Annotated in this window: 10 protein-coding genes; 5 read left to right on the forward strand and 5 right to left on the reverse strand. The window is 68.6% G+C overall.

Annotated elements, in window-relative coordinates:
* Positions 1-93 precede the first annotated feature (93 nt).
* Entirely contained in the window at positions 94-3153 is a 3060-nt protein-coding gene (locus EIK80_RS06595) for a TonB-dependent receptor domain-containing protein (RefSeq protein ID WP_125156178.1), read from the forward strand.
* A gap of 95 nt (positions 3154-3248) precedes the next feature.
* Here the strand turns inward: EIK80_RS06595 and EIK80_RS06600 are convergent, their stop codons facing one another.
* The 3 genes from EIK80_RS06600 to EIK80_RS06610 are packed head-to-tail and all read right to left on the reverse strand — an operon-like array spanning position 3249 to position 5363.
* Entirely contained in the window at positions 3249-3734 is a 486-nt protein-coding gene (locus EIK80_RS06600) for a nuclear transport factor 2 family protein (RefSeq protein WP_125156179.1), read from the reverse strand.
* A gap of 49 nt (positions 3735-3783) precedes the next feature.
* Entirely contained in the window at positions 3784-4713 is a 930-nt protein-coding gene (locus EIK80_RS06605) for a nucleoside hydrolase (protein WP_125156180.1), read from the reverse strand.
* Positions 4710-5363: a phosphoribosylanthranilate isomerase gene (locus EIK80_RS06610; RefSeq protein ID WP_125156181.1), complete on the reverse strand. Its 654-nt coding sequence runs from the start codon at positions 5361-5363 to the stop codon at positions 4710-4712. The genes EIK80_RS06605 and EIK80_RS06610 overlap by 4 nt, the downstream gene beginning before the upstream one ends.
* 80 nt (positions 5364-5443) lie before the next feature.
* Between EIK80_RS06610 and EIK80_RS06615 the strand changes: the two genes are divergently transcribed.
* Positions 5444-6244 (forward strand): carbohydrate kinase family protein, encoded by an 801-nt coding sequence (locus EIK80_RS06615; protein WP_125156182.1) that lies wholly within the window; start codon positions 5444-5446, stop codon positions 6242-6244.
* Here the strand turns inward: EIK80_RS06615 and EIK80_RS06620 are convergent.
* Complete coding sequence (locus EIK80_RS06620; protein WP_125156183.1) at positions 6234-7487, reverse strand: NupC/NupG family nucleoside CNT transporter; 1254 nt, start codon at positions 7485-7487, stop codon at positions 6234-6236. The genes EIK80_RS06615 and EIK80_RS06620 overlap by 11 nt on opposite strands.
* 281 nt (positions 7488-7768) lie before the next feature.
* On the opposite strand from EIK80_RS06620, the gene EIK80_RS06625 reads away from it, so the two are divergent.
* The 3 genes from EIK80_RS06625 to EIK80_RS06635 all read left to right on the forward strand — a co-directional run bounded on the left by EIK80_RS06625 (position 7769) and on the right by EIK80_RS06635 (position 12284).
* On the forward strand, positions 7769-10120 hold the full coding sequence (locus EIK80_RS06625; RefSeq protein WP_125156184.1) for a TonB-dependent receptor: 2352 nt from the start codon (positions 7769-7771) through the stop codon (positions 10118-10120).
* Between the two features lie 143 nt (positions 10121-10263).
* Positions 10264-11265, forward strand: a complete 1002-nt coding sequence (locus EIK80_RS06630; RefSeq protein WP_125156185.1) for a LacI family DNA-binding transcriptional regulator — start codon at positions 10264-10266, stop codon at positions 11263-11265.
* A complete protein-coding gene (locus EIK80_RS06635; protein ID WP_125156186.1) occupies positions 11262-12284 on the forward strand; it encodes an esterase-like activity of phytase family protein in 1023 nt (340 codons plus the stop codon). Before EIK80_RS06630 ends, EIK80_RS06635 begins: the two co-directional genes overlap by 4 nt.
* A gap of 40 nt (positions 12285-12324) precedes the next feature.
* Here the strand turns inward: EIK80_RS06635 and EIK80_RS06640 are convergent, their stop codons facing one another.
* A complete protein-coding gene (locus tag EIK80_RS06640; RefSeq protein ID WP_125156187.1) occupies positions 12325-15315 on the reverse strand; it encodes a sensor histidine kinase in 2991 nt (996 codons plus the stop codon).
* Positions 15316-15590 lie beyond the last annotated feature (275 nt).

Genomic DNA, 15590 nt, shown 5'->3' on the forward strand with positions numbered 1-15590 from the left:
ATCATTTTGTGGACAGCTATTGCACATATCGGAATTTCGCTTTAGCGTCTTGAAAACGGCCGCAGATGATAGCGGTAACTTTGGGAGGGGACGATGAGCGCCAACCACAAAAAACGTCTATTCATGGGCTGCGAGACCGCGCTGGCGATGGCCGCCGCCCTTCTTGTGCCAGCGCTGGCAATCGCGCAGACGCAAGCGCCGGCTCCGGCCGACGACCAAACCGTCACAGAAGTGGTCGTCACGGGCTCGCGCCTGTCGGCGCGCGGGTTCAAGGCCCCGACCCCGGTCACGGTGATCGGTTCGGAGGAGATCGGCCTGTCGGGCACGCAGAACGTCGAGACGCTGCTGAACGACACGCCGCAGTTCCTGGGGTCGCAAAACAACGGTCCCACGGCCAACACCGTCCCGGGCGGCACGGCGACGCTGAACCTTCGCGGCTTTGGCGCGCAGCGAAACCTGGTCCTGGTCAACGGTCGCCGCTTCACGATCACCGGGCCTGATCAGACGACCGACATCAACACGATCCCGGCGGCGCTGATCAAGCGCGTCGAGACGGTCACCGGCGGCTCCTCGGCCGTGTACGGTTCGGACGCGATCACCGGCGTCGTCAACTTCATCATGAAGGACGACTTCCAGGGCGTGGAGATGACCGCCGAGGCGCGTCAGGACACCCACACCAAGACCAAGACCTACACGGCGGACCTGACCTTCGGCACGAATTTCGCCGACGATCGCGGCAATGTCGTCGTGGCCCTGAACTACCTGGACCGTGGGGGCTACTCGCGCGCTGACCGCGGCGGCTGGGCCATGCCCACCATGGCCGACGGCTGCGTCACCGCCTCCAGCTACAGCGCCACGCGGCCCGGGACGCCCATGGCCATTCCGGCCGGTCAGACCTGTCTGACGGCCGGCGGCCGTCCGGGCCTGATCTTCGGCGGCAGCGGCACCATTCCGAACGGTCGCTTCGTTCCGGTCGGCTCGCCTTCGAGCCCTTCGCTGACCGCCGCCCTGGCGGCCGCGGGCCTGAGCGGCCTGGGTTCGCGGGGTTTCACCTTCGACAACGCCGGCAAGGTGGCCCGGCCGGCGACGACGCCGGGCGACGACTACGATCTGGCCCCGGCCAACTACATCGTCATCCCCCAGCGTCGCTGGCTGGCCAACATGGCCGGCCACTATGAGTTCAACTCCCACGTGACCGGCTACGCCGAGGCCAACTACAGCAACAACCGCGTCTCGATGCAGTTGGCGCCCAGCGGCTTCGGCGGCAATTTCCTGCTGAACGTGAACAACCCCTATCTGACGCCGCAGCTTCAGGACGTTCTGCGCCAGCTCGACCAGCTTGAAGTCGGCACGGTTCGGGCGACGAACGGCACCTCGTCCCTGACCACGACCGCGGGCGACGGCCTGGCGATCCTGAACATCAACCGGCGCACGCCGGAGACAGGCAACCGCGCCAACACCGCCGACCGCTCGGCCTTCCGCTCGGCGATCGGCCTGCGCGGCGACCTCGGCAGCGTCTCCGACAGCTATCTGCGAAACCTGAAGTACGACGCCTACTACACCTACACCCGCACCACCGACACCAGCACCTCCAACGGGGCCATCTCGCTGAGCAAGGTGCAGGCCGGCCTGCTGTCGGTGAACGGGGCTCCGCCCGTCCTCAACATCTTCGGCGCCAACCTGTCGCCGGAGGGCGCGGCCTCGATCTCCGTGGCGTCCACCAACTACACCGAATCCTCGCAGCAGGTGCTGGCCGCCAGCCTGGCCGGCGAGCTGTTCGACACCTGGGCCGGTCCGATCGACTTCAGCGCCGGCGCCGAATACCGCAAGGCCTCGGCGCGGTTCGTGCCCGACAGCTTCCTGGCCTCTGGCGACGTCTCCGGCTTCAACGCCGCGAAACCGACCCAGGGCTCGGAGTCCGTCAAAGAGGTCTATGGCGAAGTCCGCGTCCCGGTGCTGAAGGATTCGCCCCTGGGCGAACGCGCCAGCGTCAACGGCGCCTTCCGCTACTCCGACTATAATCTCCCGGGCGTCGGCGGCGTCTGGACCTATTCGGTGGGCGGCGAGTACGCGCCGATCTCCGACGTCACCCTGCGCGGCCAGTTCCAGCACGCCATCCGCGCGCCGAACGTCGGCGAACTGTTCGGCGGCAACACCACCAGCGGCCCCTCGGCGGTCGACCCCTGCTCGAGCCGTCAGCCGACGTCCCAGCAGACGGCGGCGGTGCGGGCGATCTGCGTCGCCACCGGCGTGCCGGCGGCTTCGGTCTTCACCCTGTCGGTTCAGCCCAACACCTTCATCAGCCAGGTCTCGGGCGGCAATCCCAATGTCGGCCCTGAAAAGTCGGACACCACCACCTTCGGCGTGGTGCTGCAGCCGCGGTTCGTCCCCGGCCTGGCGATGAGCATCGACTACTTCAAGATCAACCTGGACGGCGCCATCGCGCCCCTGGGCGGCGGCATCGCGAACACGCTGAGCCTTTGCTACAACACGATCCAGGACGCCAGCAGCGTGTTCTGTAAGGCGATCACCCGTGATCCCCTGACCGGCCAGATCGCCGCGCCAGGCTATGTCACCACCACCAACGGCAACACCGGCGGCCTGAAGACCTCGGGCGTCGACATCAACGCCAACTACCGCTTCAACCTGGCCTGGGGTCCGTTCGGCGACAGCCGCTTCGATATCGGAACCAACCTCACCTATACCGACGAGTTCACCGCCACGCCGGTCCAGGCGCTGCCGGCGACCAAGAACTACTGCGTCGGTTCGTTCGGCCCGACCTGCGGCCAGCCGATCCCGCGCTGGAAGGGCGCCTCGCGCATCACCTGGCGTTCGGGCCCGGCGACGCTCAGCCTGCGCCATCGCTATATCGGCGAGGTGACGGTCGACACCTATCTGCTGCCCAAGCGTCTCGGCGCGGCGTTCCCCGACAAGGCGACGCTGACCACCCCGACCATCAAGGCTCAGAACTATTTCGACCTGACCGGCGGCTATGACGTGACCAAGGACATCTCGCTGACCGCCGGCGTCCGCAACCTGTTTGACAAGAACCCGCCGATCGTCGGCTCGTCGGCCCCCTCCAACAACACGTTCTCGGCGACCTATGACGTCGAGGGCCGGGTGGTCTACGCCAGCGTGACCGCGCGGTTCTAGTCGAACGCGAGGCTTGGCGACGGGTCCTTATCCCTATCGCCAGGCCGGAACTGCCTCCCCCTAGCGGCCGGCGCATGAGAGCGCCGGCCGTTTTTTTAGGGAGCGGCCGCGTGGTCGATACTGAAGGTTCGCGCCATGCGCCATTGGCCGTCGGCGCCCAGCTTCCACAGGATCGAGAACCGCGCCTTGCCGGCCAGCCGCTCGGGGCCATCGCCCTTACGTTCGTAGAAGACGTGCGCCCCTTCCTCGACCGCGCCGAAGCCTGGAATGGCGTAGACTTTCAAGGTTCCTGCCACCAGTTCGCGGCGCGATCGCCAGGCGTCCGGGGCGCGCTTTGCCGCGCAGCTCTTGGCGTAATCGGCGACGAAGGCGTCGTGGCCCATCAGCCCGCCCTTGTCGTGGTAGAACTCCATGTCATCCGTGACCAAGGCCGTCAGGGCGGCGGGGTCGCACCCGTTGAACATCAGGCCGAACAGGGCGGCGTCCCGGGCTGCGATCGCTTCGGTCAGCGCCGGCTGCGCGGGGACCTGGGCGGCTGGCGGCGACAAGGCAAAGGCGGCGAGCAGGGCAAGCAAGGGCATGGGCGTCTCCGGTCGTGACTGGCTTGCCAGCTAAACCGGATGGCCGGACTTAGGCCAGTGTCCGCTGGAAGCGCCGCACGACCTCAGCACCGTTCGCGTTCAGGCAGACCTGCCGCGCCGGGCCTTGTTCGGACCAGGTGGTCTGCCCCAGACGGTCGCCGTCCAGGGTCACCGACACCGGCGCGGACCGGACCTCGAACAGTTCAGGGTCGGTCAGGCGGATCAGGGCCGCGACGTCGTGCAGCACGCAGCCCTCCAGACCCTCGTGGCGGGCATAGGTCGCCGCGTAGCCTCGCGTGAGGTCGTGGACGAAGCGGCCCGTATCGCCGGTCTCGGCCATGGCGCGCGCGGTAGCGTCGGTCAGCACGCAGGGCAGGGTCGCGTCCAGCGGGACCAGGGTGACGGGCCACGGCGCGGCCAGCACCTCGGCGGCGGCCTCGGGATCGTTGTGGATGTTGGCCTCGGCGAACGGGGTGACGTTGCCGCGCGCGAAGGCGCCGCCCATGATCACGACCTCGGCGACCAGGCTGGCGATGTCGGGCGCCACGCTCAGGGCCAGGGCCAGGTTGGTCAGCGGACCGATGGCGACGATCGTCACCTGGCCGGGAAGGGCGCGGACGAGGTCGACGATCTTCTGGTGCGCCGCGCCACGATCAGCCGGCGGCGGGGTGGGGCCGGAAAGATCGATGTCGCCCAGGCCGTTCTCGCCGTGGACATGGACGGGGGAGCGGCCGCGCGGCCGGTTCAAGGGCTTTGCCGCGCCCTCGTGGACCGGCGCTTGGAGGCCCAGGCGCTGGCGCAGCCACAAGGCGTTGCGGGTCGTGGTCTTGATATCCGCGTTGCCGAACACGGTCGTGATCGCCAGCAAGCGCAGGTCAGGCCTTTCCCGCTGGCTTCTGGCGCGCAGATAGAGCAGGGCCAGGGCGTCGTCGACGCCTGGATCGGTGTCGAGGATCACCAGCCTCGGCGCGGTGGTCATCCGTAGACCGCGCGGCAGACGGCCTCGCACTTGGCGAGATCGAAGGCCCCGTCGGTGCGAACGCCCGACTCCATGTCGATCCAGTAGAGCGCGCCGTCGGGTGCGGCGATGCGGGCCAGGATGTCCGTGACCGTGTCGGGCCCGATGCCGCCGGAATAGCCGCAGAACGGTCCGTCGGCCGGCGACGGCGCGGGCCAACGATCAGGCCGCGCGCCCGTGCCGAACGAGACGTCGTACAGCCAGTCGACGCCGGTCTGGTTCAGCGGAAAGGCGCCCGAGCACTGCAGCACGGTCCGGACGCCCAGGCGGCGGCCGTAGTCACGGGCGGCGGCGACCTGGGTCGGGGTGCTGCCCTTGAAGCTGTGATTGACCTGCACCCGCTGGACGCCGGCCGGGGCCAGTGGAGCGTTCAAGGGATCAGTCGCGACCGCCTTGGCCGCCTCGCCGCACACATGGGCCGCCCAGCGCAGGTCGCGCGCGGCCAGCAGGGTGTTGCGGATTTCGGCGCGCGGAAAGAGCGCGGTGTCCTCCTGGGCCGGATCGACCAGCACACCCCACTCGATCGGATAGCGGGCCGACAGCGCCCTCGCGCCCGGCAGCAGCTCGACTCGGTCGACGCCGGTGAACGCGATGAAACTGGGCGGCTGCATGGGGTGATCCGAGACAAGAATGTCCTTGCAAACTAGCAAGTGAAACGTTTCAGTCAAGTCGCTGAAACGAGAGGCGCGAGATGGTGCGGGTGGCGGTCGCGGGGTTTGCGACGATCGACTATGTGGTCCGGGTCGAGGGCGACTTCACCGGCCGGGGCACGCGGCTAATGCGCGAAGCGGCCTGGCCGCGCGCCGGCGGGGCCGCCCTGTACGCCAGCGCGGCGCTTGTCGAGGCGGGCGTGGCCGCCGCGCCCTTGACCTGGATCGGCGACGACGCCGACGGCGCGACCTATCGCGCGGTCTGCGGGGCGCTGGACGGCGTCGCGATCACGCCCGGCGCGCCGTCGACGCGGTGCCTGCTGATCTACAACGCCGATGGAAGCTATGGCTGTCTGCTGCGGCCGGGGCCCGCCGAACTGACCGAGGCCCAGCTGCGCCTCGCCGCCGCCGCCGAGTGGCTGGTGATCGCCGCCGCGCCGCCGGCGGTCACCGCGCGTCTGCTCGAGATCGAAGGCCCGCGCCTGGCCTGGATCGCCAAGGACGACCCGGCCTGCTTCCCGCCCGAGCTTGTAGCGCGGCTCACGGCGCGGGCCGAGGTCGTGTTCTGCAACGCAGGCGAACGCGCTTGGCTGGAGGCCGGCCGGACCGGTCCCGCGCCCGCGGGCCAGATCCTGTTCGAGACACGCGGGGCGGACGGCGTCCGCGTGGAGGCGGGCGAGGTGTTCGACCTGCCGGTCGCGCCGCTGTCCGTCGACGACGCGACAGGCGCCGGTGACACCTTCGCCGGCGCGGCGCTGGCGGTTTTGATTGGAGGCGGCTCGCCGCGCGCGGCGGCCGAAGCTGGAATCGCGGCGGCGGGGGCGTTGCTGTCTAGCCGCTGATCAGTCCCATGATCGTCGCCGTCAGGCAGGTGGTCAGGAAGGCGGCTGCCAAGGCCTTGAAGCCCAGCTCGACGACCTCGCCGACCTTCTCGGGAGCCATGGACGAGAGGCTGCCGATCAGGATCGCCACGCTGCCGACATTGCCGAAGCTGCCCAGGGCGTAGGTCAGGATCAGCAGGCTCTTGTCGCTCAGCGCGCCAGGCGGCAGGGCCATCATGTCGCTGTAGGCCACCACCTCGTTGGCGGCGACCTTGGTGCCGAGGATCGCGCCCACGGCCTGCAGGTCAGGCAGCGGCGCGCCGGTCAGCCAGACGATCGGCGTCAGCAGCCAGCCCAGGATTCCGCCGAGCGTCAGGGGCGCTCCGGCGTGCGGGAAGGCGGCCAGGCCCATGTTGATGAGCGCGATCAGGCCGACGAAGACGATCAGCAGGCCGGCGATGTTCAGCACCATCTTGACCGCGTCCAGCGTACCGAAGGTCAGGGCTTCCAAGCTGCTGCGATAGGGGCTGGTCAGGACGATCGGTTCGCGCGTCGCGCTGGCTTCGCCGGGAATGATCAATCTCGCCATGCCGATCGCCATCGGGGTGCTAATCAGGGAGGCGATCAAGAGGTGGCTGAAGGCGTTGGGCACCTTGGCCGCGATCAGCGAACCCAGCACGATCATCATCGAGCCGCCGATCACCGACAGGCCGTCGACCATGATGATGAACAGTTCGGCGCGGGTCAGGCGCGGCAGGAACGGCTTCACCAGCAGCGGCGCCTCGACCATGCCGAGGAACACGCAGGCCGAGGTCGAGACCCCGACCGGGCCGCTGACCCCGAACAGCTTGCCGAACGCCCAGGCCGCCGCGCGGACGATGACGATCAGCACCTTCCAGTGCCACAGCAGCGCCGACAGCGCCCCGACCAGCAGGATGGCCGGCAGGGCCTGGAAGGCGAAGATGAAGGCGGCGCTGGGGTCGGCCACGCTGAACGGCGCGCGGCCGCCGCCCAGATAGCCGAACATGAAGCTGGATCCCGCCCGTGACGCCGCCTGCAGGGCGTCGACCGCGTGGGTGGCGGCGGCGAAGCCGGCGGTGATGGCGGGGACCTTGGTCAGCAACAGGGCCAGGGTGATCTGGCAGGCCAGGCCCACCAGCACCGGCCGCCAGGGCAGGGCGCGCTTGTTCTCCGACAGTAGCCAGCCGAGCCCCAGGAACGCCACGACGCCCAGCAGCGCCCGCGCGGTTTCGTTGTCCGGCATGTCCCCTCCGACGGCGATAGGGTGACTCTATAGAGAGTGAAACGTTTCAATGAAATAGCGACGGATCAGGGAAGTGGGCAACAGGGCAGTTTTGGTGAGCTATCATCCGAGCTTGGCCGATCTGCCTGAAAAATCCCAGGAATTGCAAAGTGAGCGAGCAAATCGATCCAGTGTCGAATGGCGGCCCTCTGTGATGAAATTGTCATTGAATTCGAATATGAAACGTTTCACTAAATTGTACCGACACCGCCGAGGGCGGGTCGCCTGAAGGGGGCTTGAACATGAAGACGTCCATCTGGCTGGCTTCGAGCGCGCTGTGTCTGGTCATGGCCGCGCCCGCCATGGCTCAGCAACAGACCGCGCCCGAGACCGTCGACGAGGTGGTGGTCACCGCCGAACGCTTCGGCTCGGGCCTGGCCCGCGCCACGTTCACGATCGGCGCCGAGGACATCCAGGAGCGCCCGCTCGGCGCCGAGATCACCCAGGCCCTGGTCAAGGTTCCGGGCGTGCAGGTCTCGACCGGCGACAGCCGGGGCGGCAGCTTCTCGTTCGAGATCTATATGCGCGGCCTGTCCGACGAGCAGGTCGGCCTGACCCTGGATGGCGTTCCCACGGGCGACAGCCGTTTCAACGGCGGCTCGCCCCCGCAGCGCTTCATCGAGAGCAGCAACATCGGCCGGATCACCGTTTCGCAGAGCGCCGGCGATATCGGCGCGCCGTCGCGCTTCGCCCTGGGGGGCTTCATCGACTTCGTCACCGACGCCCCGCGCAAGGACTTCGGCGCGACGGTCGAGGCCGGTGTCGGCTCGTTCGACTTCCGCCGCATCTATGGCCGCATCGACAGCGGCGAGGTCGCGCCGGGTCTGTCGGGCTACTTCACTTACTCTCACCAGGAGAACGACGTCTGGGCCGGCCGCGCCAGCCGGGGTTCGGAGCGCGATCACTACGAACTGAAGGTCGTGAAGGACTTTGACAATGGCTCCTTCGTGAAGGGTCGCGTCTCGTACAACGACCAGACCGACAACGACTTCAACATCGTCACCAAGGGCGAGTTCAAGGCCGCGCCGCGCAGCGACCGGGCGCTGGACGCCATCACCGGCATACCGGCCAAGGACATCGACTTCGGCGGCGCCCTGGGCGGCTGGCGCAAGGACTGGCTGGCCTACGCCAACAGCCACGTCGTGCTGAGCGACGCGATCAGCCTGGACGTCAATCCGTACTACCAGAACCTCAAGGGCGAATCCTTCCGCTACCAGGACCGGCAGCGCGTCCTGACGGGCGGCGATCCGCGCGCGGTGACGGGCTACAACGCCAATGGCGGGGCTGTGCGGCCGACCCTGACCACGATCCGCAACAGCAACCTCGTCGGCGGTCCGGCCGACATGAGGGTGACCCCCCGTGATCGCGATCGCTACGGCGTGACCGGCGAGCTGAAGGCCAGGCTCGGCGCTCACGCCCTGCGCTTCGGCGGCTGGTGGGAAGGCGGCGACTCCACGGAGAAGCGCAACTTCTACCCAATCATCAACTCGGCCCAGAGCATCGCCTATGACCGCGGCAAGCTGAACTATGTCGAGTACGAGCGCAGCGCCTCGGTCGAGACCACCATGTTCTACGCCCAGGACGAGTTTCGGGCGTTCGACGACAAGCTGAAGGTCGACCTCGGCGTCACCTGGTACAATGTGAAGTACGACGCCAAGTCGCCGCTGGAATACAAGGCCAACGTCAAGTTCTCGCAGCACTCGGACCTCAATCCGAAGCTCGGCGCGACCTACCAGTTGGCCGACGCTTGGGAGCTGTTCGGCGGCTACGCCAAGAACTTCGCCGGCATACCGGAAGACGCCTTCCTGGGCTCGACGGCGGTGATCAATCCCAAGGACTTGAGCCCGGTCTCGACTGAGAATGTCGACCTGGGCCTGCGCTATGTGAAGCCGAACATGGCCTTTTCGATCCAGGCCTATGACGTCGATCTGAAGAACAATGTCGGCATCGTGCCGCGCGATCCGACCGCGACCCTGGACCCGCAGGAGGTCGTGCGCGGCAATGTCGCGACCAAGGCGGTCAACATCGCCGGGATCAAGACCAAGGGCGTCGAGCTGACCGGCTATTACGACTTCGGCGTCGTTGACCTCTATGGCTCGTATTCGCACCAGGACGCCAAGCACGACAACCCGGCCGTCGGCAGCGCCGCCCGCGCCGCCCTGGCCGCCGTCGCGGTGATCGGCGGGGCCGGGGTGCGCGACATTCCCAAGGACAGCGTCTACGGCCAGGTCGGCTGGAAGCCGCTGGCCGGGCTGAAGATCGACGCCAATGTCCGCTATGTCGGCAAGCGGGTCGGCGGCCACATCGTCGCCCCGACCACCTTCCAGGAACTGGGTGTCGAGATGCTCGACGCCTACACCCTGGTCGGGCTGACTGCGACCTATGACCTGAAGCGTCAAGGCGTTCCCGACCTGCGCTTCCAGTTCAACGTCGATAACCTGTTCGACGAGGACTACATCGGCGCGGTCAGCGGCTCGACGGCCACCCAGCCGGAGTTCGGCTACAGCGCCGCGAACCCGAACGGCCGCACCTTGGACCGCTACTTCGTCGGCGCGCCGCGCACCTACACCTTCTCGGTGAAGGCGCGGTTCTAGGGTCAGGTTCGGGAGCGTCTTCTCCCCTTGTTAGGCGCTTCCGGAAGGGGCGGGTCGTCAGATCCGCCCCGATCCTTGACCCATTTCTTGACGCTGCCCATGAAAGGTTTCACGTCCTGGCTATCTCCCGACGGAATCCCCGAATGGCCAAGAGCGAAGACCTACCGCGCCGCGCCACCTTGAAAGAGGTCGCCAAGGCCGCCGGCGTGTCGCTGGCCAGCGCTTCCTACGCGATCAACGGCGCGGGCTCGGTGGGCGAGGCCACGCGCGAGCACATCCTGAAGGTGGCCGCCGAGCTGGGCTATCGGCCCAACCAGAGCGCCAAGGCCATGAAGACCGGCAAGACCGGCGCGATCGGCCTGATCCTGCCGGACCTGACCAACCCGTTCTTCCCAAGCTTGGCCCAGGTGGTGATCCAGGCCGCGCGCGCTCACGGCTACAGCGTCTTCCTGACCGACACCGAGGGCTCGGCCGAGGCCGAGGAGCGGGCCGTGAATCTGATGATCGACCACGGGGTCGACGGGGTGATCTGGTTTCCGATCGCCGACGACGGTCCGGTCGGCAAGCTGATCGAGGGCGTGCCCACCGTGGTGCTGGACCGCAACCTGCCGGGCTATGACGTCATCCAGGCCGACTATGCCGACGGCGGGCGCCTCGCGGCCGAGCATCTGCTGGCGGCGGGGCATGTGAACATCGGGGTGATCTCCGGTCCCCACGCCGCCTCCAGCGCCCGCCAGCGGGCCGAGGCGGCGATCAGCGCGGTGCGCGAGCGCGGTAATCTGGTCTGGCACGTCCACAACGCCTATTCGCTGGACCTGGAGCCCGAGGTGACGAAGGCGCTGGAGAGCCGCACGGCCACGGCGGTGATCACGGGGGCCGACCTGATCGCCATCGGGGCCATGCGCCACATCCGGAGCATGGGCCTTGTCGTGCCGGACGACGTCTCGGTCGTGGGCTTCGACGACATCCCCTGGGCTCAGTTGCACACGCCGGCCCTGACCACGATCGACATGCCGGTCGAGGACATGGCCGCCGCCGCCGTCGAGGCCCTGATCCGCCGGATGAGCGCCCGGGGCGAGCCGCGCCGGCGGGTGGTGTTCAATGTCGAGCTGATCTCGCGCGACAGCGTGCGCTTCCTGGCGTGAGCGCGCTGCTCGGCCTCGCCCTGGCGCTGAAGCTGCTGGCGAGCTTTGAAGTCCCTCAGGGCCTGGCCGTCGACGGCGCGCCGTTCGGCGGAATCTCCGGCCTCGACTATGACCGGCGCACCGGCGAGTGGCTGATGATCTCCGACGATCGCTCGGACAAGGCCCCGGCGAGGGTCTTCGTCGGACGGCTGGACGCCAGGGGGCTGACCGTCACGCGCCAGGTTCCGCTGCGCCGCGAGGACGGCTCGACCTTCCCATCGACCGTCAGCCCGGCCGGCGAACGCGTCGACGCCGAGACGCTGCGGATCGATCCGCGGGGCGGTGATTTGCTCTGGACGACCGAGGGGGACGCCGCCCGCGGTTTTGATCCAGCCTTGCGCTGGGTGGATCGGCAGGGCGCCGCTAAGGGGGCGGTCCCGACGCCATTTCGCTTCAGCCACGGCGCGCGGCCGAACCTGACCTTCGAGGGGTTGAGCTTTTCGCCCGAGGGTCGGTGGCTTTGGCTGTCGATGGAGGCGCCCCTAGCCCAGGACGGTCCGGTCAGCAGCGTCGCGGAGGGCGGGCTGACGCGCATCACCCGTCTGGACCGCCAGGGCAAGGTCGCCGCCCAGTACGCCTACCGTCTCGACCCGATCCAGGCCGCCCCCGTCCGGCGTGGCGACAACGGGATCAGCGAGATTCTGGCCCTTGACGATCACCGCCTGCTGGTGCTGGAGCGCTCCGGCGTCGAGGGCGCGGCCGGGCGCTTCGCCTATCACTGCCGGCTCTACGTCGTGGACGTGCGTGGGGCCCCGGACGTGGCCGGTCGCGAGCGGCTGGACGATTCCGTCCGCCCGCTGAGGAAGAAGCTGCTAGTCAATTTCGATCGCCTCGCGAACGTTCCGACCAGTAATCTCGAGGCCATGGCCTTCGGACCCTCGCGCGACGGCCGCCGGACCCTAGTGCTGATGTCCGACGACAATTTCGATCCCGCCGCGCCAACCCATGTCCTGATGTTCAGTCTGGGCGTCGCGCGCTGAACGGACTAACGCCCTCGGCTTGGCGGGGCGCCGCTGTTTTCTACTGGTTTCCCGGAAATCTCGCACGGATCCTGGCCAGAAACCCGGCCAGCCTTCCGTGCTGGCCATAGGCCTGTCGCGACGGGACGGTGAGCTCGATCCGCGCGCCGCCGTCGTTCTCGACCTTCAGCGCGCCGTTCAGGCGCCGGGCGCGCTCGCGCATGCCGACGACGCCGTAGTGGCCGGCCTGCTGGGCGCGGTCCAGCCGGCCGGCCGGGATGCCGACGCCATCATCCCGCACCACCATGCGGAAGGCGGACGGCTCGAAGGCGAGCTCCACGGTGACCAGGCCGCCGCCCGAGTGGCGCATCGCGTTGCGGATGGCCTCGGAGCCGATCTGGGTGACCTCGTCCAGCACCGAGGGCGTCAGCTGGCGGGTCTCGCCCAGCGTGGTCACCCGCAGCTCCGGCTTGGCCATCGCGCCGGCGAAGTCGGCGGCGACGCCGAGGCGTTGGGCCAGGTCCTCGCTCGAGCGCGCAGTGCGCAGATCCATGATCCGCTCGCGGCTCTCGACCACCACCTGCTCGGCGCGGTCGATGGCTTCGGCGACCTGGCCGCGCGAGGCGTCGTCGGGCAGGGTTTTGGTCAGGCTGTGGAACTTCAGGACCAGGGCCTGGACGTTCTGCAGCAGGGTGTCGTGCAACTCGCGGGCGATGCGCTCGCGTTCGGCCATCCGGTCCTCGTACTGCTGGGCCACGCGGCGGGCGGTGAGGCGATGGCGCAGGTAGAAGGCCCCGCCCCCTAACAGGGCCAGGCCCAGGATCAGGAGGCCCAGGAAGGTCCTGGACTGGACGAAGGTCGGCGGAATGACGAACGCCAGTGTCGCGCCGGTGCGGTTCCAGACCCCGTCGTTATTGGCCGCGATGACCGAGAACCGATACTGGCCGGGAGGCAGGCGCGTGTAGAAGGCCTGATGTCGCGCGCCCGGATCGACCCAGTCGGCGTCGACGCCCCACAGGCGATAGCGCACCCGCACCCGGTCGGGCGCCACCAGGCTGGGGGCGGCGAAATCGATCCGCAGGTCGCGGATGTCGCTCATCAGCCGCATGTCCTGCCGGACGGGGAGCGGCATGGTATTGGCCGTGACGCCGGTGATGGTCACCGTCGGCGGTACGGGGTTGTGCGACAGGTCGGCCGGGTCCAGCCAGGCCACCGCGCGGTTGGTCAGCAGCCAGACGCGGTGGGCGCCGTCCGCCGCCACCGTGCCGTGGCAACAGTGTTGCTGCGGCGCGCCGGGCAGACCGTCGCGATAGTCGAAGCGCTTCTGCTCAAGCGGCGCGTCGGCGTCGGCGAATGCTCTGTCCAGCGACTCGGCGGAGATCCGCGAGACGCCGCGGATCGTTCCCAGCCAGACGCCGCCCAGGCCGTCCGAGGCCAAGCCCGAGACGAGACTGAGCGCCGGGTGGCGGTCGACGGTCAGGGACACGAAGCGATCGCCCGTCAGTCGCGCGATCCCGCGCTCGCCGCCGGCCAGGACCACGCCCTGACGGTCGATGGCGAGCGTCTTCAGTTCGCCGATCACCAGGCCGTCCTGGTCCGTGAACCGTCGCGCGCCGCCGCCGCGGATCGCATAGAGGTCGAAGCCGGGTTCGGCCGCCCAGATCTTTCCGTCGGGGCTGGCCACCAGGATTCGCGGATGGAAGTCCTTGGGCAGATGGGCGGTGACCGGCCGCCAGGTTTGGCCATCCTGGCGGAAGAGGCCTGCGCCGCCGATCGAGATCCAGAGACCGCCCCGAGCGTCCTGCGCGCAGGCCAGGACGACGCGATGCTGGGCCGCGGCGGGCAGGGGGACCGGGACGACGCGCGGGCCGTCGACCCGCGAGAGACCTTTGTCGGCGGCCATCCAGACCTCGCCGTCCTTGCCGGCGCAAAGCTCGTTGGAACGACCGAGGCCACGATGCAGCGCCTGGGCCCGACCGGCGTCGTCGACCCGGTACAGCGTGTCCGCGTCGGTCAGATAGAGCGCGCCGCTCGGCGTCACCGCAGCGCGGTAGCCCTCGCGCGTGCTGGACGGGATCGAGCGCTCGATGACAATGTCGGCGGCGCTGAAACGGTCCAGACCCAGCAGGCTGCCAACCCAGATATTGCGCTCGCGATCCTGGAACAGGGCGGCGGTCAGGTCGGCGGTCAGGCCTTGGGCGGCGCCGAAGGTCTGGTCGACATCGGCTTTCGAGAGAACGCGCCCGGTCGGGACGCGTTCAGGATGGAGGATGCGATAGACGCCCTTGCCATCCTCCAACGCGCCCCAAAGAGCGCCCGTACTGTCGAGAATCACTCGTCGCGAGACCAGCCGGTTCGGTCTGGCGGGGGGCGTTCGCGTCGGCGCGACGCGGTCGAACAGGCGCGCAGGATCCAGCGCCCGCAGTCCCAGGGCCTGGTCTGCGAACCACAGGCGCCCGTCGGGCGCCTCTGTCAGGGCCCAGGACCCCTCGACGGGTTCGTTGGTCTCGCGGACCGCCAGAGAGGCGGGATCGATGCGCAGCAGGGCGTATTGCGTCGCGACCCAGACGCCGCCGTCGCGGGCGACCAGCATATTGAAGGCGCGTCCATAAGCCGGATCCCACGGGATCGGCGTCCAGCGACCGTCGCGGAACACGGTCACCCCGCCGAACGCGGCGATCCAGATCGCGCCGTCGCGGCCTTCGACGACCTGCTTCACCGTCCCGGCCGGAGGGCCCTTGGCGTAGTTGGTGATCCTGCCGTCGCGGATGACCGAGACGCCGCCGGCGTGATAGCCGACCCATACCTCGCCCGCGCGGGTGACCAGCATCGCCGTCACGATCTCGCTGGGCAGGGTGCGGACGCCGTCCGACCGGAACTGGCTAAAGCGCACGCCGTCGAAGCGGTAAAGGCCCGCCCCGGTTCCCAGCCACAGGTCGCCCTGCGGCGCCTGGCCGATCACCCAGATGTTCGGCGGCGCGCCGGTCTCCTGTCGCCAGGCTGTGTGCAGAAGTCGCGGGAGCTGTTGTTGGGGCTCGTCGGCGCGCGTCAAGGATCCACAAATCAAGGCGAGGGCCAGGGGCAGAGCGCGTAGGAAAACCCGTCCCCAGGGCATCGCCGATCGCTTTCAGTCCAGACGTGAGCCCTCGCCAAGTCCGGCGCGCGGGCGCATTTTTAGCTTCGTCGCGACAGAGCGTCGAGCGCTGAGGTCGCCGGTTACCTTCACGCCTGGGGATGGGCTCTCTGATCGCACGGATGTCGTGTGGGCAAGCGTTGTCGGCGGTCTCGCAGGGCGTACTGGCCATGACGTCCGAAACCATCGCCAAA

The organism is Caulobacter sp. 602-1 (assembly GCF_003931565.1).
Classification (GTDB): domain Bacteria; phylum Pseudomonadota; class Alphaproteobacteria; order Caulobacterales; family Caulobacteraceae; genus Caulobacter.